Source organism: Brumimicrobium salinarum, assembly GCF_002844555.1.
GTDB lineage: Bacteria > Bacteroidota > Bacteroidia > Flavobacteriales_D > Crocinitomicaceae > Brumimicrobium > Brumimicrobium salinarum.
This window is the reverse complement of record NZ_PJNI01000010.1, coordinates 24,284-46,525: the sequence shown is the minus strand read 5'-3', so window position 1 is coordinate 46,525 and position 22,242 is coordinate 24,284. Positions and strand designations below refer to the sequence as shown.

The 22,242-nt window shown below is 33.1% G+C and carries 17 protein-coding genes; 6 read left to right on the top strand and 11 right to left on the bottom strand.

From position 1 onward, the window contains the following. Nucleotides 1-64 precede the first annotated feature (64 nt). From CW751_RS09935 to CW751_RS09915, 5 genes are all read left to right on the top strand, one after another. Complete coding sequence (locus CW751_RS09935) at nt 65-2,227, top strand: PD40 domain-containing protein (protein WP_101334856.1); 2,163 nt, start codon at nt 65-67, stop codon at nt 2,225-2,227. A 287-nt stretch (nt 2,228-2,514) separates the two neighbouring features. Further along, a complete protein-coding gene (locus tag CW751_RS09930; RefSeq protein WP_101334855.1) occupies nt 2,515-3,375 on the top strand; it encodes a 3'-5' exonuclease in 861 nt (286 codons plus the stop codon). Nucleotides 3,376-3,381: 6 nt separating this feature from the next. Then, a complete protein-coding gene (locus tag CW751_RS09925; protein WP_101334854.1) occupies nt 3,382-3,993 on the top strand; it encodes a fumarylacetoacetate hydrolase family protein in 612 nt (203 codons plus the stop codon). A gap of 56 nt (nt 3,994-4,049) precedes the next feature. Continuing rightward, nucleotides 4,050-4,448: a hypothetical protein gene (locus CW751_RS09920; protein ID WP_101334853.1), complete on the top strand. Its 399-nt coding sequence runs from the start codon at nt 4,050-4,052 to the stop codon at nt 4,446-4,448. Nucleotide 4,449: 1 nt separating this feature from the next. Beyond that, nucleotides 4,450-5,094, top strand: a complete 645-nt coding sequence (locus CW751_RS09915) for an alpha/beta hydrolase (RefSeq protein ID WP_101334852.1) — start codon at nt 4,450-4,452, stop codon at nt 5,092-5,094. A gap of 37 nt (nt 5,095-5,131) precedes the next feature. Here the strand turns inward: CW751_RS09915 and CW751_RS09910 are convergent, their stop codons facing one another. Further along, nucleotides 5,132-6,517 (bottom strand): hypothetical protein, encoded by a 1,386-nt coding sequence (locus CW751_RS09910; protein ID WP_101334851.1) that lies wholly within the window; start codon nt 6,515-6,517, stop codon nt 5,132-5,134. A 384-nt stretch (nt 6,518-6,901) separates the two neighbouring features. On the opposite strand from CW751_RS09910, the gene CW751_RS09905 reads away from it, so the two are divergent. After that, a complete protein-coding gene (locus CW751_RS09905) occupies nt 6,902-8,770 on the top strand; it encodes a T9SS type A sorting domain-containing protein (RefSeq protein ID WP_165779280.1) in 1,869 nt (622 codons plus the stop codon). Nucleotides 8,771-8,944: 174 nt separating this feature from the next. On the opposite strand, the gene CW751_RS09900 is transcribed toward CW751_RS09905, so the two are convergent. The 10 genes from CW751_RS09900 to mnmE all read right to left on the bottom strand — a co-directional run bounded on the left by CW751_RS09900 (nt 8,945) and on the right by mnmE (nt 22,014). After that, on the bottom strand, nt 8,945-12,430 hold the full coding sequence (locus CW751_RS09900; RefSeq protein WP_101334849.1) for a DEAD/DEAH box helicase family protein: 3,486 nt from the start codon (nt 12,428-12,430) through the stop codon (nt 8,945-8,947). 591 nt (nt 12,431-13,021) lie between these two features. Further along, nucleotides 13,022-13,390: a hypothetical protein gene (locus tag CW751_RS09895; protein WP_101334848.1), complete on the bottom strand. Its 369-nt coding sequence runs from the start codon at nt 13,388-13,390 to the stop codon at nt 13,022-13,024. A gap of 80 nt (nt 13,391-13,470) precedes the next feature. Then, the gene (locus tag CW751_RS09890; protein WP_101334847.1) at nt 13,471-14,562 is read right to left on the bottom strand and encodes an AbiH family protein; all 1,092 of its coding nucleotides are present in this window, start codon (nt 14,560-14,562) and stop codon (nt 13,471-13,473) included. Beyond that, nucleotides 14,559-15,131 carry a hypothetical protein gene (locus CW751_RS09885; protein ID WP_101334846.1) on the bottom strand — a complete coding sequence of 191 codons (573 nt, stop codon included), beginning with the start codon at nt 15,129-15,131 and terminating at the stop codon, nt 14,559-14,561. Before CW751_RS09885 ends, CW751_RS09890 begins: the two co-directional genes overlap by 4 nt. Before the next feature lie 609 nt (nt 15,132-15,740). Next, entirely contained in the window at nt 15,741-16,661 is a 921-nt protein-coding gene (locus tag CW751_RS09880) for a restriction endonuclease subunit S (RefSeq protein ID WP_101334845.1), read from the bottom strand. 1 nt (nt 16,662) lies between these two features. Beyond that, nucleotides 16,663-18,198: a class I SAM-dependent DNA methyltransferase gene (locus CW751_RS09875; protein WP_101334920.1), complete on the bottom strand. Its 1,536-nt coding sequence runs from the start codon at nt 18,196-18,198 to the stop codon at nt 16,663-16,665. A 96-nt stretch (nt 18,199-18,294) separates the two neighbouring features. Further along, nucleotides 18,295-18,648 (bottom strand): hypothetical protein, encoded by a 354-nt coding sequence (locus CW751_RS09870; protein ID WP_101334844.1) that lies wholly within the window; start codon nt 18,646-18,648, stop codon nt 18,295-18,297. Between the two features lie 313 nt (nt 18,649-18,961). Beyond that, on the bottom strand, nt 18,962-19,201 hold the full coding sequence (locus CW751_RS09865) for a hypothetical protein (RefSeq protein WP_101334843.1): 240 nt from the start codon (nt 19,199-19,201) through the stop codon (nt 18,962-18,964). Between the two features lie 82 nt (nt 19,202-19,283). Next, nucleotides 19,284-20,270, bottom strand: a complete 987-nt coding sequence (locus CW751_RS09860; protein ID WP_101334842.1) for a helix-turn-helix transcriptional regulator — start codon at nt 20,268-20,270, stop codon at nt 19,284-19,286. Between the two features lie 373 nt (nt 20,271-20,643). Further along, nucleotides 20,644-22,014: a tRNA uridine-5-carboxymethylaminomethyl(34) synthesis GTPase MnmE gene (gene mnmE / locus CW751_RS09855; protein WP_101334841.1), complete on the bottom strand. Its 1,371-nt coding sequence runs from the start codon at nt 22,012-22,014 to the stop codon at nt 20,644-20,646. Between the last annotated feature and the right edge of the window lie 228 nt (nt 22,015-22,242).

Sequence of the window (22,242 nt, the reverse complement as noted above, 5' to 3'; positions counted from 1 at the left end):
AAATAGCGTTACTATAAAAAAACCGTTTAATTTTTTAAACGGTTTTTTTTATTATTTTTGCTGCATGAAAACTATAATTAACACTATTATAATTCTTGTTTTGAGCGTTACAACTGTTAATGCACAAATGACTGACGAGCAACTTCAATCTTTTATCAAAAGTGCCAATAAAAAGGAACTCGTTCAAAAAAACACCTTCTTAATGTTAGAAGGTTATTACCAACAATCAATCGTTATTGCAGAGGAACTCCTTAAACAAGAAAACGATAATGCTAATTTCAATTACCGGATGGGATTTGCAGTTTTCAATTCAACATCTGATTTCCAAAAAGCCATTCCATACTTTGAAAAAGCGAAGCAAAAAACTGATGTCAATACAGATGTTATGTCCGCCAAAGAAACTTCGGCGCCTTTAGAAGTTTTTCATTATTTGGGTAGATCATACCACCTTACCAATAAATTAGAAAAAGCAAAAGAATTATACCAGCAGTATTTAGATTCAGATTCAAAAGATGACGAAATGAAAGCTAGAACAGCTTTGATGCTAAAACAATGTAAAAACGCTGAAACCTTTTTCGAAACACCCAGAAAATATGAAATAATTAATTTGGGGGAAGGAATAAATACGGAATACCCAGATTATGCACCTATAATTTCGCTAGATGGTTCGGTACTTTACTTCACCTCTAGAAGATTAAGAAAAGATGGTTCAAACAAACACATTAAAGAACCTGTAAACAACCTTTACAATGAAGATGTTTATCGATCTATACGAAAAGATATTGATAAATGGGAAGAACCAGAAGTTATGGAATTTTCTCTGCCTGAAAGAAATGAAGCAACGGTTGCTGTTAGTGCGGATGAACGTTCTTTTTACATTTACAAAGATGATGCGGGGAATGGAGATATATTTGAAACACAATATAAAGACCAGCAGTTCGAAAACCTAAAACCTATTGAATTAAATGGAGTAAATACTGATGCTTGGGAACCACATATCACATCAAGTGCCGATGGAAGGTATAAGTATTTCTCCTCTGATAGAGAAGGTGGATTTGGAGGAAGAGACATCTACAGAATAACGAAACTCCCCAATGGTGAATGGAGTCAACCAATGAATTTAGGACCAACAATTAATACACCTTATGATGAAGATTCTCCTTTTATTTCGATAGATAACAAAACCCTATACTTTTCTCATAATGGAGAAAAAAGTATTGGTGGATTTGATGTTTTTGTTTCAGTTTTAAATCCAGAAGACCAAAGTTGGAGTGATCCAATAAATCTAGGTGTTCCATTAAACTCAACAGGTGATGATATTTATTATACAACAACCGCAGATGGATTAACAGGTTACTATACTTCTTTTAGACCAGATGGCTATGGTGAAAAAGACATTTATGAAGTGAGAAACGATTATTTAGGAATTGAAAATGCAACTGTATTAGTTGGAAATGTGATTGCATCAAACGGCGAAAAACTTCCAGAAGATATTTCATTTACCATTAACTGTTTGAATTGTGGAATTGCATCCTCTAGAGATATCAACTTAAGACCTTCAGATGGCGGATTCTTTGTTACTTTACAGAAATGTAAGGAATACGAAATGATTTTTCATAACGAGGACGGAAACAACCAATTCCACAGAGAAACATTTAAGACAGATTGTGAAAATGGTTTTGACAAAACAGAAAAATCAATTGTTATCAATTTAGACAACATGACCGTTGAAAAAAACAAGGAAGACGAACCAAAAGAAGAACTTCCATTTGTTTACGCACCATTAGAGATTAAGCATTATTTTGGTTATAATAATAACAAACTTGATCCGCAAAAAGACGGACTTAAAGTTATGTTTAATGAAATATTAGAACAAGCAGAAAAAGGTCGTAAAACTTTTGAAATTACAGTGAATTCATCTGCTTCCAAAGTTCCTACCAAAACGTATAAAAACAATATGAACTTGGCGAATTTAAGAGCTGAAAATGTATCTAAAATGCTTCAAAAATTTATTGCAGAACATGAAATCTTAAAAAATAAAATAACTGTAAAAATAAATGAAGTTGGCGTGAATGGTCCTGCATATAAATATGGCACGCATTTACAGCAAGAAAGATATGCGCCCTATCAATATGTAATCATTCAATTGCAAGGTGAAAAAGAGGGTAAAACAAAAGTTATTAAATCGAAAGATAAAGAACTTAAAAATATGCCGTCCCTTGATTAATTAGAATGCTATTCGTGAAGAAGAATTACCTGAGTGAAATACATCTCAGTAAAATCTTTAATTGATAAAAGCCAATTTAGACATTATTCAATATGTTTTACCTTTAAGCAACACGACTCCCATAGATACTTCTTTCTAAAGGTTACGTTTATGAGTCGATTCTAAAGTTTAAAACTTAGGTTTATCAGGAAGTTGTCAATTCTACTTGTTTTTTACATCTAAAGCCATGATATTTGCCATACACAAATAATAAGGTGAAAACTTAATCACTTTATATAAAAATAACTATGAATTTAAATTTACAGAACGACCTGTGTGTATTTGATATCGAATCAACAGGATTAGATGTTTCAAAAGACAGAATTGTTGAATTGAGCATGCTTAAAATAAACACCAACGGAGAAGAAAAAAAATTAACCCTTCGTGTGAATCCAGAAATAGAAATATCTAAGGAAAGTACAGAAATTCATGGCATATCCAATGAGGATGTTAAAGATGAGCCTACTTTTAAAGCTCTTGCAGATCAAATCAGTACATTTATCGGAGATGCAGATCTAGCTGGCTTTAACTCTAACAAGTTTGATATTCCAATGTTGGCGGAAGAGTTTCTAAGGGTTAATCATCCTTTCGATTTAAGTAAGAGAAAATTTGTTGATGTACAAAATATTTTCCACAAAATGGAGCAACGTACATTGGTTGCTGCCTACAAGTTTTATTGTAATAAAGATCTCGTTGACGCGCATAGTGCAGAAGCTGATGTTATCGCAACTTATGAGGTTCTTAAAGCACAAGTTGAACGCTACGAAGACTTGGAAAACAATGTAAACTTTTTAGCTGATTTTTCAACACAAAATAAATTTAAAATCATTGATTTTGCAGGAAGATTAGCTGAAAATGATGAAGGTAAGGCCATATACAATTTCGGAAAACACAAGGGAAAAACAATTGAGGAAGTTGACCAAAAAGAACCAGGCTACTATGGTTGGATGATGAACGGTAACTTTCCAAGATATACGAAGGCTGTATTAAAAAATGAAATGGAAAAAATAAAAGCCAAACGTCAAGCCGATAAAAAAATCAAAAAAGAAAGAGAAGCACAACGTTTAGAAAATAAATTAGAAGCGCTTAAAAATAAATTTGGAAATTAAGACATCATGAAGATTATTTGTATAGGCAGAAACTACGTTAATCATGCCAAAGAAATGAATGCTCCCCTACCCGATGTACCGCTTTTTTTCTTAAAACCAGACACAGCAATTTTGCCAAAAAATAATCCTTTTTTCTATCCAAACTTTACCAAAGATCTACACTTTGAATGCGAATTGGTGATTAAAATTAATCGTTTAGGGAAGAATATAGCCGAAAAATATGCTAGCCAATATTATGATGAAGTAGGATTAGGAATCGATTTTACAGCACGAGATATTCAAAAAATATGCAAAGAAAAAGGTCATCCATGGGAAATAGCAAAAGCCTTTGAACACAGTGCTCCTTTAAGTAAAACATTTTTGAGCTTGAAAGATAAAAATATTCAAAATATAGATTTCCGATTGGAAAAAAATGGGGAAATTGTTCAACAAGCAAACAGCAGTGATATGATTTTTACTGTCGATAAAATTATTGCTTATGTTTCACAATTTATGACCTTAAAAATAGGAGACTTAATATTTACTGGAACACCAGAAGGAGTAGGACCAGTTAAAATAGGAGATCAACTGAATGGCTTTTTAGCTGATGAGCATATTCTTTCATTAAGAATAAAATAAAAAGTTGTTGCACTGTAAACTTGTTATATTTCAGAAATTCAAACACAAAGGTAATTATGAAATCACATATTTTAAAAGGAAGAACGACAAGCAGTAGTAACATATTATTTACATGGGATGGTCTTTATTTATACAAGGGAAACTCAGTAAGTTCGAGTAACGTACTTTTCACTTTTGATGGTGAATATGTATATAAAGGTCGATCGAAAAGTAGCAGCAACATTCTTTATTCGCTTGACGGAGATTATCTTTTAAAAGGCCGATCAACGAGTAGTAGTAACGTACTATTTACTTTTGATGGCACATATATTTTCAAGGAAAGATCAACAAGTTCTAGTAACATACTCTACACCTATGATACTGAATTTCTGTACAAGGGAAGATCAAATAGTAGTAGTAACATCATAAAATCCATAGAAGGTCATATTCCATGGTTTTTTTTAATCATAATTTGAATTGGAACACAAAATCAACATCAACAAAACAGCACGTTTCTTTACTTTTGGGAATCAGGAAACAGCCGAAAATATATGGATAGTGCTTCATGGATATGCACAACTCCCAGCTTATTTTATTAGAAAATTTAATACTTTGGATCCTGAAAAAAATTTCATCGTAGCGCCTGAAGGAATCCATCGTTTATATATAAAAGGAACAAGTGGTCGTGTTGGCGCATCGTGGATGACAAAAGAAGCACGAGAAGACGATATTCAAGATAATCATGCTTTTCTTAATCAATTAGCTACTACTTTGTTAAATAAAAAAAGTTATAAAAAACGTTTTTTGTTGGGATTCTCACAAGGTGGAGCAACAGCCTCTAGATGGCATAATTCGGGTAACTTTAAAGCAAACCACTTTATATTATGGGCAAGTGTTTTTCCTGAAGACATCTCCTTTGAAGCAGATGAAAATACATTAAACGTTTCTGATAATTACTTTGTTGTTGGTAATGAAGATCCCTTTTTTGATGGAAAGCACGATGAAGTACAACAGGTTTTTGCCGCTCAAAACTTTAATATTCAAATAAAAACGTTTGACGGGAAACATGATATTCAAACTGAAATGCTACACGAAATTGCTCAGGAGTGTGAGACTAAATAAGTGAAATTGTAACTTAATCTGTATTATACAATGTTTTTCACTTTGAAAAGGAGTTTTCAAACCTATTTTGACCTGAAAGATCTCGATTTTCATTACTTAAATCTTCACTGTAGAGATATTTCTTTTGAAGACTTTCAAAAGGTCTATAAACGTAATAAATTCTATCATTATAAATTTGAATATTCTCAGCGTATCTATAAAAAAGAGTAAATGCTGTTTTCAGTTCTCCAGTAGACATATTGATTTCAAAAACATCTAAATATCCACCATCATCATAAAAAGTATATATCTTTTTTGTAATTGGATCTTGAACCACTCGCCTTTCCCACTCATGCTGTCGCGAATTTTTATGAAAATTTATTAAAACACTGTCTATAGCCTCTCCTGTCCGTTGATGATAAAAATACAAATAATCTGTGTAGAAATCGAACACAACAACCTCATCATCAAGCACAAACAACTCACCATAAGTGTCTTCGTAATAAATAGAATGTGCAAAAACATTCGCTCCAATCCAAATTTCACGATCGATTCCTGTTTCACTTTCTTTATCCCAAGCCCATAATTTCGTGCGTACGTCCGCCCATTTATATTCAGCCCTGTAGTGCTCCATCATTTCATCATCTACAACACTATGTAGCAAGACATGCTGGGTGTCTAATAAATTCACTTTAAAAAAATCAAAGGCTGGATAATGATATTGGTAATTATCAAAAAACAATTGATTCGCACGATTTGTATCTATAATAGGCGCCAAATATTGTTGATAATACCCTTTTTCTATCGGTGAAATCGTTAAATCCTCATTTACATTCACCAAGTAATCTGAATATTTTGTACGCAAATAAATCTTATTCTGATAATCTACATCCAATTGATAAGTTCCAGCAGGCGCCTTTATTTTAGCATATAATACCTCATTTTTAAACCAAATGAGTTCACTTGATTTCTCTAAGCGTTTTGGATACGCCAATAATAAAATATCCTGTTCATTTCGCACAACGTAATCAGTTACACTGATGCGATCAGAAGAAAACTCAATTGCGGGTTTATACTGTGCATTTATATCAAAAGCTGCTGTGTACTGTCCGTCGAAAACCATAGGCAAAGACAAATGGATCAGTTTTTTTCGTTTTATTTTCTGCTTGTATCTAGATATATCAATTAAGGTATCCAAAGCATAAAATCCTTCTTTTGTTAAAGAAATTTGTAGTTTTTCAGCATTATTCAACTCTATTTCAAGTACAGAGTCGCTGAGAATCATGCCCGACACCAAGGATTGTCCATCTTGATTGGAAAATATAAATTGTACAGAATCAAGGGTACTTTGAGTTTGTTGATCTATAACGGACAACTTCACCAGAGCAGTTTGACTATGAACTGAAAGCGTCAAAAAAAAGAAAATTATACTTAAATATTTCATATCGTTTGCCTTAAAGATGTCAGCATTTGAACAATTCCATAAATATTTTCTATAAATATATCATTAATACGCTGTACGCCTTGATTCTTCAATCAAAACAAATATTCATTACCCGTATAACCTATAGATGCTAAAATAAGTATTATTAGGTGTTTTTTTTAAGACAGGAGCTATTCTATAACAATCTTACTCCTTTTCAGTAATCATTTATTTAACAATTGTTAAGGTTTTCCCATCTTGACCTTAAAAGAATTCAAACTACTCATAATCAATTATTTAAAATCTAGGAGATGAAGAATATGAACATTTTTGTAAATCCTATTCATTTTTTTCCAACCCTATTTCATTTTAAAACGTGCTATGATTAAATCTAATTATATTATTATGAAAAAAACAATTTTTACACTTGCAACAATTGCATCGACAATTTTTGCACACTCGCAAACGCTGGTCGAGGACATTAATCCAGGCAGTTCCGGATCTTTTCCAAACTTTATTACACAAGTGGGTAATAAATATTATTTTTCAGCCGACGATGGTGTTAACGGAAGTGAACTCTGGGAATACGATGGAACGAATACATCTTTAATTGACATCAACTCGGGAGCGACTGGTTCTTTCCCTAGTAATCTTTATAATTTGAATGGACTGTTAGTATTCACCGCTAACGATGGAACTACGGGAGAGGAACTGTTTACATACGATGGAACAACAGTCAATAGTTTTGACATTAACCCAGGAAACATCGGTTCATTTACATCCAATTTCTTTGAGTTTAACAACAAACTATACTTCTCTGCTGACAATGGCACTGACGGTGTAGAATTACATGAATTTGATGGAACAAACCTTAACTTAATTGACATTAACGCTGGAGCACCTGGTTCATTTCCTAGTAAGTTCCAAGAATATGATGGAAAACTCTATTTTTCTGCTCAAGAAGCTTCTGTAGGTAGTGAACTACATGTTTTCGATGGTTCTTCTGTTACTTTGGTTGAAGATATAAATCCGGGTACTGATAGTTCTTATCCATCAAATCCAGCAGTTTCAAATGGTGTATTATATTTTACAGCCAACGACCCAACAAATGGAAATGAATTGAGAAGTTTTGACGGTACAACTGTAGATGTTATTGATATAAATCCAGGAACTGATGATTCTTATGCGTATTTGTTAACCGATATTGGAGGTGTTCTTTTTATGGGTGCGACAGAAAATTCTGTAGGACCTGAACTACATACCTATGATGGTACAACATTAACAGCACATGACATTAATCCTGGTACATCGGGGTCAAGTGTAGGTAGAGCTTTTGAAGGGCTTAATGGCAAAGTTTACATCAAGGCTGATGATGGAACAAATGGTTCTGAACTATGGGAATATGATAATGGAACATTGACATTAATTGATGTTAATCCTGGAACAGATCCTTCATACCCAAGTAACTTTACTTTATTTAATAATGAAATGTACTTTTCGGCTGAAGTTGGTACTGATGGTGTAGAACTTCACAAATATGACGGTAATACGACTTCTTTAGTAGAGGATATTAACGCAGGACCAAACAGTTCTACTCCTTCTAGATTTACCGTTTTTAATAATAAAATGTATCTCGTTGCTAATACTGACGCAAATGGTAGAGAATTATTTGTTTATGACGGAAATACATTAACGATGTTAGAACTTAATCCAGGAGTGGCAAACGGTGACCCTTCTAATATTCGTTATGGTTTAGGTAGACTTTTATTTAGAGGTGATGATGGAACAAATGGAATTGAACTATTCGAGCTTTGTGATATCGATACGACAATAAACTTATCAGTTCATGGAACATTTAGTGCAAATGCCAGCGGAGTAGATTATCAATGGGTAGATTGCAATAACGGATTCGCCCCTATTTCGGGAGCAACCAACCAATCGTTTACCCCAACAGCTAATGGAAGCTATGCTGTAATTATTGATAATTTAGGTTGTATCGACACTTCTTCTTGTATGGTACTAAACAATGTTGGATTAGAGAATCATGATTTGAAAAACTTTAAATTATATCCAAACCCAGCAAATAATCAATTGAACATTGAAACCAACCAAGACATAGAAGCTATAAGTTTAACTGCACTTAACGGTCAAACTATTGCCTTAAAAGTTACTAATAATCATTCAATTGACATTTCAAACTTAACACCTGGTGTTTATATCGTAAACATCACAACAAAAGAGGGAATTGTTAGAAGAAGAATAGTTAAGCAGTAGAAAATATTTTTTACTGAACAAAGGCAAAAAAAGCAAAAAAGTCAATTGGCTTTTTTGCTTTTTTGTTTTTCACAACTTAAGAGGGAGTATCCTAAGAACTGTGTAAGTTATTTTGAAAGGGGGTTAACAATAATATGTTCTAGGCTTTTTGCTTTTAGAACCAATTGGTTTATGCTACCCAATCTCATTCATCTTTCCTACAATCCTAAACAAATCATCTGTTTGTTGATCATTAAAGACTCCCTCAACCCCTTGAGAATGGAAATTTCTAAAAGGTTCTTCAAACAGTTTCTTGGGATCTAGCTTTCCATTTGTTGTTAGGAAGGTTTTTATCGTATTTAAAAATTCAATTTGAATAGAACTTAAATGGTATTTATTAATGAATTCAGCAAAAGCCTGATCCACCTTCTCTTTGGAAATTCCCATTAATGAAATAATGAAAGATACAAGATTAAAATTTTCGCCAACCTCTTGAATGAGTTTCTCCTTTTGAATTTTATCTGTAAACAAAATATCTTCCAAACCTGCGAGCTCCTCTTGTGTGATCTTTTCTCCTTTACGAATTCTGCTGATGGTGATATTTTCTTTATTTTCATTAATCAATTGCTCCAATCTTTTGGCTGTTGAAGCAAAAGGATTTTCATATTCAATATCTTCTTCACCTACTCTTAGCGCATTATTCACTCTAATTTCACCAAGTTTATCTTCGTAATCAGTCATTACATAACGTTCGTCTTCGCGGTCAATATATTTCAATAAGTCTCGAATACCAGAACGTATTTTCTCTAAATGAGCAATTCCTTTTTTCTCCCAGAAAGCATCATCAAGAGGCGCTTGAATCAATGCTAAATTTTCTTTAACAATAGGTATGCTTGTCTTTCTTTCTAATTTCCTTGATAAAGTTACCACTTTAGAAATAGGAAGTGCAAAATTATTTTTGAACAAATCTGAATCTGGAGTTTCCAAACGATTAAGCATTAAAAGATAAAGTCTTTTATCATAATAGCGAGCCAAATCAGAGTCTCCTTTTGGTGGTTGAATTAAATTTGCGAGTTCATTTTCAATCGTTCGGATCTCTTTTTTAGATAAACTATCCCATTTAGAACGTTGATTAATTCCAAATTCTGTAACAATTTCAAACTTCATTTTAACATCAAATCGAGAAGAATCTAATGATGCAACTTCATGATGTAAAGCATCTAAAAGTGATTTTCTATGCGCTTGCAAATCTTCATCCTTTAAAAAAGAATTTGATCCAAGATAATTTGCGAGTTGTAACCTTAAAATAAAATTCTGAGCTGTTAAACTCTGCTGAGCATTTGATTCTATACCTTTTGGATTTAATTTGAAAAAATCAAAGTTTTCGAACAAATCAAAAATCAAGAAATGGGTTTTATCTTTTCCTGGACCAAATAAATCCGGCCTTAATCGCGAACCTCGACCAATCATTTGCCAAAATTTAGCGTATGACCTTACTGGCTTATAAAAAACAAGGTTAACACAGCTTGGCGCATCAATTCCAGTATCCATCATATCAACAGAGATTGCAATTTGTGGTAAGCGGTCTTTTTCTTCGTCACAAAAACGTTCAATAAATTCTTGTGATTTAGGTTCATTGTGAGTAATCACTTTCACATAATCATTTCCAAATTGCTCTTTATCCATATCTAAAAGCATATCTTTTAAAAAATGTGCATGCTTTTGATTTTTCGCAAATATGATTGTCTTTCCTAACTCTTCACCACCTCTTTTCTTTATTCCATTTTGTAGTATATATTGTAAGACTTTAACCGCAGTATCCTTATTAAATAACCATTCATTTAATTCACCTGGTTTAATCCATTCATTCCCCGTAGCTTCTTCTCCATCTAAAATTTCATTCTCAAACTCTTCTTTTTCCTCATCACTCAAGTCTTCGTAACGAATTCCTTCTGAGTGAAACTTTGTTGGCATATCAATGCTGTGGTAAGGTACCAAATGCTTTTCCTTTACTGCTTCATCAAAACCATAGGAGTCTGTTGGTGTTTTATCTGGTAAATCAAAAACACTGTACGTATTCTTATCAATACTGTCTTTTGGAGTAGCGGTTAAACCTAAATACAATGCATCGAAGTATTCAAAAATAGCATGAAACTTTTGATAAATTGAACGGTGAGCTTCATCAACGATAATAAGGTCAAAATGTCCAACACCGTAAAAACGAGCATCGCCATCGCGTGATTTATCAATTAACCCCATCATGGTTTGATAGGTTGAAAATGCTATTCTAGCATCAGGGTTTTCCTTTTCTTCAATTAAATTTACTGATGCATGTTCAGGAAGTAATTTTACAAAGTTAGCTTTCGCTTGTTTCACCAAACTGACACGGTCAGCCAAGAATAAAATACGCTTAGCCCAGTTGGATTGCAACATAATCTTAGAAAAGGCAATAGAAGTCCTTGTTTTCCCTGTTCCTGTTGCTAAAACAAGTAAAGCTCCCCTGTTCGTTCCTACCAACTCACCTGTACGCTTATCTGTACCTGCAAAGTGTTCTGCTATACTTTTTATGGAACGCATTTGATAAGGTCTTCCTGCAATATCTATATCAATTTCAGCTTTGCGAATATCCTTACGGTTTTCACGTCTGAACATTAAGGTTTGTAATTCTGATTTAGTATAGAAGCCATGAACGAGTCTCGCCTTTTTATAGAACTGATCATCCCATAAAAAAGTATCATATCCATTCGTATAGTACATTACTGGTCGCTTTCCAAACATTTTTTCTAATGCTTCTGCATACAATTGCGCTTGATTCTCTCCTTTTGAAGCATTTTCCATGGTACTTTTGGCTTCCACAACTGCCAGCGGTTTTCCATCGTCATCCCAAAGCACATAATCTACATTTCCAGTTGTAGACTTATTGGTAGATGACGGCATAAATTTCACAGGAAATTCCTTTACATTTGCGCCACTTAAATCCCAGCCTGCTTCACGCAAAGAAACATCAATAAAATATTTACGGGTTTCAGCCTCATTTCTTGGATGTTGTAAATCATCTTCTTGATTGGCTTCGGCTTTTTGAGCTTCGGTAATTTTTGTACGTTCCTCAATTTGACGTCTATACAATTCATTTTTCGCTAAAAGCTCTTCTCGTTCTTCTTGTTGCTTTTTTTGTTGTTCCTGAAAACGAGCAAGCTTTTCTTCCATTTCCTTTTGTAGCGCTTCAAGTTGTCGCTTGGTGATAGATGCTGTGTTTCTTTCTGGAATTAAATCCCAATCAAAAGGTCCAGGAACATCAATTTCTCCCTTGCGGTATGACTTAGCAAACCATTTTCCAAAATAATACAGATTTTCAATGATTGTACAAGAATCAACATCACTGACTGCCTTGTTGTGGATGGCAAGGTTTCCCGTTTTACGAATTAAATGGAGTTCATTCAGCATTTTATAGTTGAACTGATCTTTAAAATCTCTATTGACCATTAATGCACTCAGATTATCATCATAAGGCATCTCCAACTCTTCATCGTTGCGGTACATCCAATTTACCGCTACTTCTAAAGCCATTCTTGCATAAGACAGTGATGCTCTTGGGTCTGTTCTTACAAAACCTTCAGCTCTACTTGCTCTATCGAAGAAAGTTGGCCATTCGTTTTTAAGAAAATGAAAGTTTGTATTCATAGGTCTAGGGGTAATTGCAATATCGTTTTCTCAAATATAATATTTTTTTAGTTGAAGTTAGATTTTTAGGGTTGAGCGTAGGTTTTAGAGCAAAAAAAGTAATTTAATTGATTAAAGTCTTGTCTATATAGTCATTGTACTTTCCACTTACATACCTTGTATGGACTAAAAAGTCATTTACTTGTTCTTGAATAATGTTCATCTTAATTGTTTTACAAATGAATATGAAATAAATATAGAACAGACGAGTGCAGTATACATGCACAGGTTAGAAATCATCACAGAAAATTCACTTGTTTTGGTAACAAACAAAAATTTATTAGAAAAGACAGAAACGAAATAAATAAAAGATTAGCAGTTTTTTTCAACCCAAAGGTATATTTCATCAACAGTTACTCCTAAGGTCTTTGCACAACTTCTTAAATGCATCGGAGGAACATCCTAATCTGCCTCTCTAATCATAATAGGACGATGGCAGTTGGGGCATTTGTATTTATGGTGTGAAGCTTTAACTCCTTTTTTAATACAATTTAAATACAATAGGTACTTAATAAAACATTTGGTTTTTATAGGTCGATTATTCCCCATAGGCTAGGCCACTAAATTTGTTAACTCATAAGATTGATTTTCCAATTTTAAATTTTGAAGTTCACCGTTTTCATCAATATAAGCTTTTGAAAAGTTTTTAGATTTAAACTTCTCTTTTGAAAAGCCATGTTGAAATAAATACAACTCTTTCTCGCTAGAAGTTAAAGTCAGAAAATAATGCACAAAATCATCAAATGATTCTTTAATCATTTCTTCTGCTTCCCCCCTTGTGTTACCGTAACCACTTAAATTAAACGTAGGTGCAAAAATCACGAAACTATCATCCTCCTTGCCACTTACACTTAATAAGCGTGCCGAGACAACACCTTTCTTTACACGAAATGTTTCTGTGAAATCTATTAATTCTTCCATGTTTTAAATCAAGTTATACTGCAAAAATACAAATATTATTACAATTAATAATTCTTATCATTTACGAAAGTGTTTAATAATCAATCTTTAGAATTCATTTCCACCTGCGGCATTGGCTCTGATCTAGTAAAAGGAACAATCAATTCCCTCATTCGACCTTTACTTGTGAAGTGGCGAGATATTTCATATGTTTTCTCAGTAAAATCTTTTTGACCTTGATGATAATACAATTGAACTCTTTTTAAATTGTCATTTTCAAATATTTGTGAAAGCATGGTTCTATCCGAAAGACCGAGTGAATGACCTAAAACCAGAACCTCAAAAGGATCATTATCCACAAAAGCCATTAATTTTTGATAATTCCCATCTTGAAAATATCTAAACGATTTGATATGTTCGAAAAACTTATTCTCATTTAACCTTTCAATCTCTTGATAAGTTTCGTCTAGCTCATCTCCAAAGCCAAAAACTATCTTCTCAGGGTAATCTAACGAACCATGAATTTGAACGGTCTCAAATAAACCAGTTTTAACTTCCGCATATTTCTTAATCAAGTTAGTGTAATTGAAATTCAGTATCATTGTTTTAGATTGTAACATTGCATCTGCAACTCCATCTATTACTTCACTATTATCATTTTCATAATACATTTTTCTACTGAACAAATTTAAATAGGGCGATTCTGAAACATCAAAATCAAAGTCATTGCATTCGGATTTCAAATACTCAATAAATTTATCACGTAGGAAATCCAAATCACTATTTATCTCTTCAATGCTAGGAAAAGGTTCATTGATTCTTGTTCTTTTACCTATAACCATTGAGTTTTTAAGAAAATAATAATATATATTTTCAATGTCGACCCATCTATCTTCATTGATGATATCCTTAAAGAAAAGTGAATTATATACAATATTATAGCTAGAACTAGTGATTGATTTAATAACATCTTTATGTCCCTTTGCTTTATCTATATTCTCAAGAATATTTAACCTGCGTCCTCTTAAATTCTCATTCTTAAGTTTTAATGTACACAGCCTGTCTTTTGCTGGCTCATCATCCCTTAATATTTCTACCTTCGACTTCAAATACCACAACAAAAAGTCCTCATATTTAGTCTTTAAACCATGTGCTAAGTCAAAGCCATTTCCAATTATTATTAGTCTGTTCATATTTGGTCAATTAGATTGGCATATTCATCATTAATTATATTGACAATCTTTTGACTAACTGTCAGGCTAATTACTCCTGAATTAACCATGGAAAACAACTTTCCAATCAAAAGTTCTTTCCATGTTTTTTTATTGAGAAAGTAAAATTCTTTCATTTCATTCAATTCCTTAGTAAGATCTTCGTATATGATTTCTTGCCCATTTTTCAAAGTTTGCAACTGACATAAAATTTCGTCTAATTTTTCATCCAATTTGCTCTTTTCGTTTTCAAAAAAGTTTTTTTTAGAAACATATTCTCTAATTCCATTTAATTCATCATTTAAACGAAAAATCAAAACTTTATATTGATCGATTTCCATTGATTTATCAGGTCTAAGTGTATTTTCAACTTTTTCATCCATTTCTTGCTTAAAGTGTTTGATCAACTCACTTAACAATTCATATTTGGTTCCCTCTTCATTAATTTCATATAGCCAACTTTTAACGCTATCTAAATAAAGCCTATAATTAGAGTGAGGAACTGGTGTCGTTCTTACGAAATCTATTACTTGGTGTTGTATAATATTCATAGTGTTGTATAAAAAATTATTTTGTTCATTTAAGCAAGTTTAATCTCCAAATACATTGCTAACTTCCATATAGTCCTAAAAAAAGGATAAATAAAAAAACTATAAAATTGCAACTCTAAAACGTAATCCATGGCAAATTCCCATTGAAACCCTATTAAAGAATCAAAAGATACTCCCTCAACTGTAGAGTGCTCATTAAAATATCTACATAATCCCTAATTATTTAGTGTCCACAAGGAAACTTAGCCTGCTCAAGTCTTTGATAAGAAATTTCCAAAGACAAGGCTTGTGCAGTTTTTAATTGTCAGGAGTTTATACTTATAAATGACTGTAATTCAAAACAAGCATAACGCAGTATTTGGAACTTTCTTGCAAAGAATAATTATACCAACTCCCCCTTAAAAGCCTTCTGCAACAATGCCTGAAACAAATCTTCACTTTCTTGCAATTCTTGCTTCGCTAATTCCTTTTGCTGCTCTATGATTTCTATTTTTTTAGCGAATTCGTTTTGGAGAGCGATTTTAGGTCGTATTAATTTTAAATTTAAAATATCATTATTGCTTAAGTTTGCTTGTCTAACTCCACGACTTAACTTTGTAAGTATATATTTTACTTTTTTTGTAAAAACATATGAAAGAAAAACGTATTATTATACTGATCATTTACTTCAAGCTTTGCAACACGCTGATTAAGTAGGTATTTATCATAATCAAATGTTACTAGTTCAATGTTTCCATAATCTTGTTTACCAACTGTTCCTGTCAAGGAAATTAGCATATCCATTGGTTTAATCACCCACTTTTTATACTTTAAAAGATAGTTTTCTGGGAGAAAAGAAAATGATTCTAAGTCAAAATATCCTTTATTTACAGAACCTATCTTAATTAATGGAACACCTGATTCAACAAAATCTTTACTTTTAAAGGCATAACCACCTAGGATTTTTAATGATTCTTTTAATACAACCGTTTCACCTTCTGTCGGATCCCCAAACATATCCAAAAAGATAGATTGCGCCAATAAATCATATTCCTCCAAAAGCATTTTAGTATGATCTCTTAATGCTGCTGCTGCATCTAGTATTTCTACGATTTTTTGTTGGGTTTTGAGGGGAGGGAGTGGGATTTCGACCGCATCAAACCTCTTTTTAGTAATATGTTTCATAGTAGAACCATGAACTGCACGTTCTAATTCATGTAAAACGGACTCTATTTGATACTTGAAAAAACCTTTATCGTATTCTATTTTATCAAATACCACTTTGAATATATGCTGATTTAACCATCCTTCAGTTTCATGCTCCCATTCAAAAACACCTAATGTAGCAGACCAAGAAATAAGTAAATCTCCTTTTTTGACTAAATATTTCTCATTTATACTTCCTTTAAAATAGTTAAAATTAGAGTTACTACCTGTTAAATTAGCAATTCTAATAATTTCCTTTCCCTCAGTTGACCAATCTTTAGGTTTAAATGCAAAACCATTTATAAAAGTAGCCGCATCTCCTAATTTTATTAGCTTCCAATCCATACTAATCCAATTTAGAAAGTTTCTCCAACAATTCACCTCTCTTCTTATCCAACTCCGTTATCCTCTTCAAAATAACCTTCGGTTCATCATATTCCACCTCTTCGTAGACAATTTCTTTATAGCGGTTAATAGATAAATCCCAGTCATTGTCCTTAATTTCTTGGAAAGGAACGGTAAAACTTTGGTCTGTACGTTCGCGTTTCATTTCAGAAGTGTCCTTCTTTTGGTAACGCGCAAGAATATCGGGTAAATTGAAGTTCTCGTGGAGTTCTTCTTTTTGTTTTGCTGTTAATTCAGCTGCTCCTTCTCCTCGTGAGAATTTTTCAAATAATTCAGCATCCACCAATAAAGAACGTTTGTCGTCTAATGATTTACCATCGGCTTTCATATCGTAGAACCAAACATTGTCTGTTCCTCCAGAGTTGGTTTTTGTAAAAATAAGAATCGCAGTACTCACTCCAGCATAGGGTTTAAAAACTCCACTCGGCATAGAAATCACTGCCTCTAACTTTTGGTTTTCTACAATTTCTTGTCGTATATTTTTGTGGGCCTTACTACTTCCAAACAACACTCCATCAGGAACAATTACAGCTGCTCTTCCTCCAAGTTTTAATTCACGGAGCATCAAAGCCAAAAACAACAATTCCGTTTTACTTGTATTCGTTACATTTTTTAATCCTGTAGCAATACTATCTTTGTCAATTGTACCTTTAAACGGAGGATTTGCGAGCACCAAAGAATAAGCTTCGGCAACTGTATTGTCTTTAGAAACAGCATCAACATCACGAATATTTGGTTCTTCTACACCATGTAAGAACAAATTCATGGAAGCAATTCTCAGCATTGTCGCATCGAATTCTGTTCCGTTAAACATGTTTTCATTGATGTGTTTTCTCTTTTTATCGAGATCTATTACACTATAATGCGTATCGATATATTCTTTAGCTGCAACTAAAAAACCAGCCGTTCCTGCAGAAGGATCACAAATGGTATCATCCAATTGGGGTTGCATCAATTCAACCATTAATTTAATAATGTGTCGTGGTGTTCTAAATTGTCCAGAAGTTCCACCACCTTCTAATTTGGATAGCAAATATTCGTAAACATCTCCTTTAATATCTTGCTGATCCATGTTGATGCGCTCCAATTTCTCAATGACTTGATCAAGAACTTGAGGTTTATTGATTCCAAAAGATGCACCTTTCATGTGTTGAGCAAACATACTTTTATCTTTACCCAAGTTTCTCAAAAACGGAAAAATACCATCATTCGTATCACTAAAGATTTTATGACGTGCCTCTACGTCTAATTCTTTCAGGTTTTTCCATCTAAATTGTTGTTCGTCTGCTCCAAAAATCATTTGAACATCAATTCCACGATTTTTCATGCGTTCGTTTCTGGTTTCTGTTTCATCAAGGTCTTTGATAAACATTAAATAAGTTAACTGCTCAACAATGGTAATGGTGTTACTGATTCCTCCATTCCAGAAGGTATTCCATATTTGGTCTATTTGAGATTTAAGTTCTCCTGTAATCATTTTGTTTTTTCTTGTTTTATTGGTGGTGTGAAGATAGGATTTTTTTTTGGTGTACGGACGAATTGCAATTCGTCCGTACACCAAAAAAATCTCTGCCTAATCTTCTGATTTTCTCATAAGATAATGATAGACGTTCTGGTTTCCAATTGTCAATGCATAAGCTTGAACAAACTCATATCCATTGTGGCTCATAAAATTCAAAGCATCAATCATCGAATTAAACGAAAGAAGTTTACCATTTTCATCCTTAACTCGTGTGTTATCTCTAAAAAATTTATTCTCTTGTCCAAAGTCAATTTGTATAGTCACTTCATTCTTAAAGAGCTTAGAAGTTCCAACAATCTGAATGTATTCAACATCAATTTCATTCAAAGGAACATCATTAACTGTTTGAGATTGAGCAGTTGTGATTGCAAATGCTAAGATGCAGATTGTAATTAATTTTTTCATCATAAAGTTTTTAAAATTCCTACTCGTATGGCTTTTCAGTTTCGCCTCGTTATTTAAAGTGGTTGCTGAACTCCACGTATTCTAATTTCGCTTTTACGTTTTACTGTAGGAGCATATTTCAGCTCCTGCAGTTTCATGTTATACTTGTTAGGTAGCTAAGTATAATTTGTAAATAGTTGTTCTAAAATGTATATTTCATAGGTCTCGTTTTAAATGATATTTCAAATGTAAGTGGGACCTGTGCAGTAGAAGTGCACGGGTGAATTAAGTTTTGTTTTATGTTTATAGGATTCCCCAATGAAGTCGTTAATCATCATGAAGTTCTCTCCGTATAAATAATAAATCTTCTCTGATCAAATCCAGGTTCCAATAGCTCTCCTTTTTCTGAAGTTTTCCATAAAGGGTTGTGCACCTCTTCTAACAGTACATATCCTCTAACAATTTTTCTGATGGTATAAATTCTTCCTTCTTCAATCCAATTGGGACAAATATTTTGTTTGTTAACCTTCCCTTTTAAGTTATTTATACACTTTACTTTATCTCCGACTTTCATAGTTTTAATTTGAAAATGAAAGCTAAAAATATAGGGGATCTATGCAATAGAAATGCACAGGTTAAAAAGCTTAATTCAAAATTTAAATCGTTTTCAACTTTTCAATTAAAGTTAATGGGCTTTCAACCTGAATGGCATTACCAAAACTTAACAATACAGATTTTAATTCATAATTGATATACACTTCTAACTGAAGTTTAATGTGATCTTCCTCACGTGCTATTACCTTTTGAGAACCGTGCAGAGGCTTTGAAGCAATGTAAGGATATAAGTTATGCGTTACTTTCAAAACAACCTTTTCAAGTTGAGCATCTTCAGGAATCGTTACCCCAATTACATCTTCAAAATAGGTTTCAAAATCAATCTTTGTCGGCAAAAAAGGCGTTGCAATTTCATTAATTGAGATAATTCTATCTAAAGCGAGATTAGTCAGGGTATCATAGGCTGGAGATTGGCCAAAAACAAACCACCGATTATTGTACTGCTTAAGATGATAAGGGGAAATTTCAAAATGCTGAAGTACTTCACTTTTATAATTTTGGTATTCAACGGCAATCATTCTTTCATGTCGAATCGCATTATATATGGGCGTAAAAAATTCCATTCCTTTTAAATATGGGTTCTCTTGAAATGAAATATGTGGATTTTTATCTTGATTAGATATTCCTGGTAATTGGTCATTTAAGCGCACTTTCAATTCATCCACCCATTCAAAATTAGGTAAGCCTTGAAAACGTGAAAGAATCTCTAATGCTTGTTGAATATGATGTTGCTCTTTTGGCGACACATCCTTTTTGTTAATAGAAAAATCTGGATCTGTATACCGATGATAACTTCTTCTTCCATCCTTATACGTTTCAATTGGCGCTGCAAAACCTTCATCGCTTTTCATAAAACGTAAATCGTCGTACACTTGCCGCTTCTTTACACCGTTATCTAACCCTGAAAAATTATAAATAGCTTGATTACAAAAGGCAACGAGATCATCAATATAATATTTACGCCCAGAATTACTTAGGCACTTATCTATTGCGTTATATCGAATTGTGGCATGTTTATTTGTAGACATGATTTAGTGTTTTGGCGAAGATAATGAATTAGCTAAATATCTAATAGATAAAGGCGCATTAATTACTTTGGCTAATTAGCATTTATTTGTACTCCTTCTTAGATACTTAAACCTTCAAATTCACATTAAAAAATAACGAGTAAAGATTTGACTGCTTTTAAAGTCATACTTTTCATTAATTTTATCCTTCTTTATGCTTTCTAGCTCACTTTGTTGAGCTTACACTTATTAGCTTCTTATACTTTTGGTTTACGATCTATAATTTCTTTCTTATCATTTGTAGTCAATGCAAAGTAATCAAAATGAAGAGACTCATTTTCTTCTGAAATTTTTATCAAAACAACTGTTCCATTTTCATCTTCGGAATCAGTTTTTACTTCCCAATACAGAAATTAGCAAAAATATTCCCCAACAAATCATCTGTACTGATCTCTCCAGTAATACTCGACAAATGACGAATCGCACTTCGAATATCCATGGCTAATAAATCACCAGAAATTTGCATTTCCAAGGCTTGTTCTACTTGATTCATGTCGGCAAGGGCGTTGGAGAAAGCTTCATAATGTCTTGCATTAATCACAATCGTATCGCTTTCTGTTGCTAACTCTTCGACCGATTTTGCTAACTCAGCCTTTAAAGCATCTAAACCTTCGTGGTTTTTCGCAGAAATGGCAATTACAGGGTACTCCTCACTGTAAGCTGCGAATTCAGAAGCATCCATATCTTCTGTCTTATTGGCGAGGAGGATTATTGACAGTCCTTCGCGCTCTAATCGACTTAAGTCATTTTGAACCTCTTCTTTTGACAGTTCATTGACATCAAAAACATAGAGTAAAATGTTAGACTTACTCACTTCAGAAATGGCACGCTCCACTCCTATTTTCTCGATTTCGTCGGTTGCTTCACGAATTCCCGCAGTATCAATGAAATTGTAAAGTACACCATCGATGGTCAATATTTCTTCAATGGTATCTCGGGTTGTTCCGGCTATTGAAGAAACGATTGCGCGTTCTTCATTCAACAAAGCGTTAAGCAAAGTCGATTTTCCTGCGTTTGGTCGTCCCGCAATTACGGTGCTAATTCCGTGTTTTATGGCATTTCCATAAGCGAAAGATTCTGTCAATAAAGTCAGTTTCTCTTTTAGTTCGATAACTAAATCATTCAATTCTGTTCTGCTGGCGAATTCCACATCTTCTTCTGAAAAGTCAAGTTCTAGTTCGATTAAAGAAGCAAAATCCATCAAACGTTGACGCAAATGAGCAATTTTATCAGAATATCCACCTCGCATCTGATTCATGGCGATTTCATGTCCTTTTTTTGAATCGGAAGCAATTAAGTCTGCGATGGCTTCGGCTTGAGATAAATCCATTCTGCCGTTAAAATAGGCACGCATGGTGAATTCTCCTGGCTTTGCCATTCTACAACCTGCTTTAAACAACAAGTTGAGAATTTGCTGTTGAATGTAAGTTGAACCGTGACAAGCAATTTCTGTGGTATTTTCTCCAGTAAAACTTTTCCCTTCTTTTAAAACGGTTACAAGAACTTCATCAATGACTTTATTTTCATCATCTCGAATAGTTCCAAAATGCACAGTATGCGAATCAACTTTCGTTAAATCTTTAGAAAATATTTTAGAAGTTAATGCCAATGCTTCGTCTCCAGAAACACGGATTACAGCAATTGCTCCTACTCCATTCGCAGTTGATAATGCACAAATTGTATCTTTTTCAATCAATAAAGCCATGGTAAATGTTCTGTTTGTTTAATTCTGCAAAGATAGGGAATTCAAAGGAAGTAAATGAAATAGAGTGTAGTTATAAAATCTATTATTATCTAATTAATTATAGTTTTTCAGCATAAAAAGAGAATATTGTTATCCTTAAATATAGTATAGTCAAAGTAGATCCCTCCATCTTCGATGTTCGGGATGACAGTTAGTTTGTGGTGATACAGAAAATGGGGCGAAAGCTAC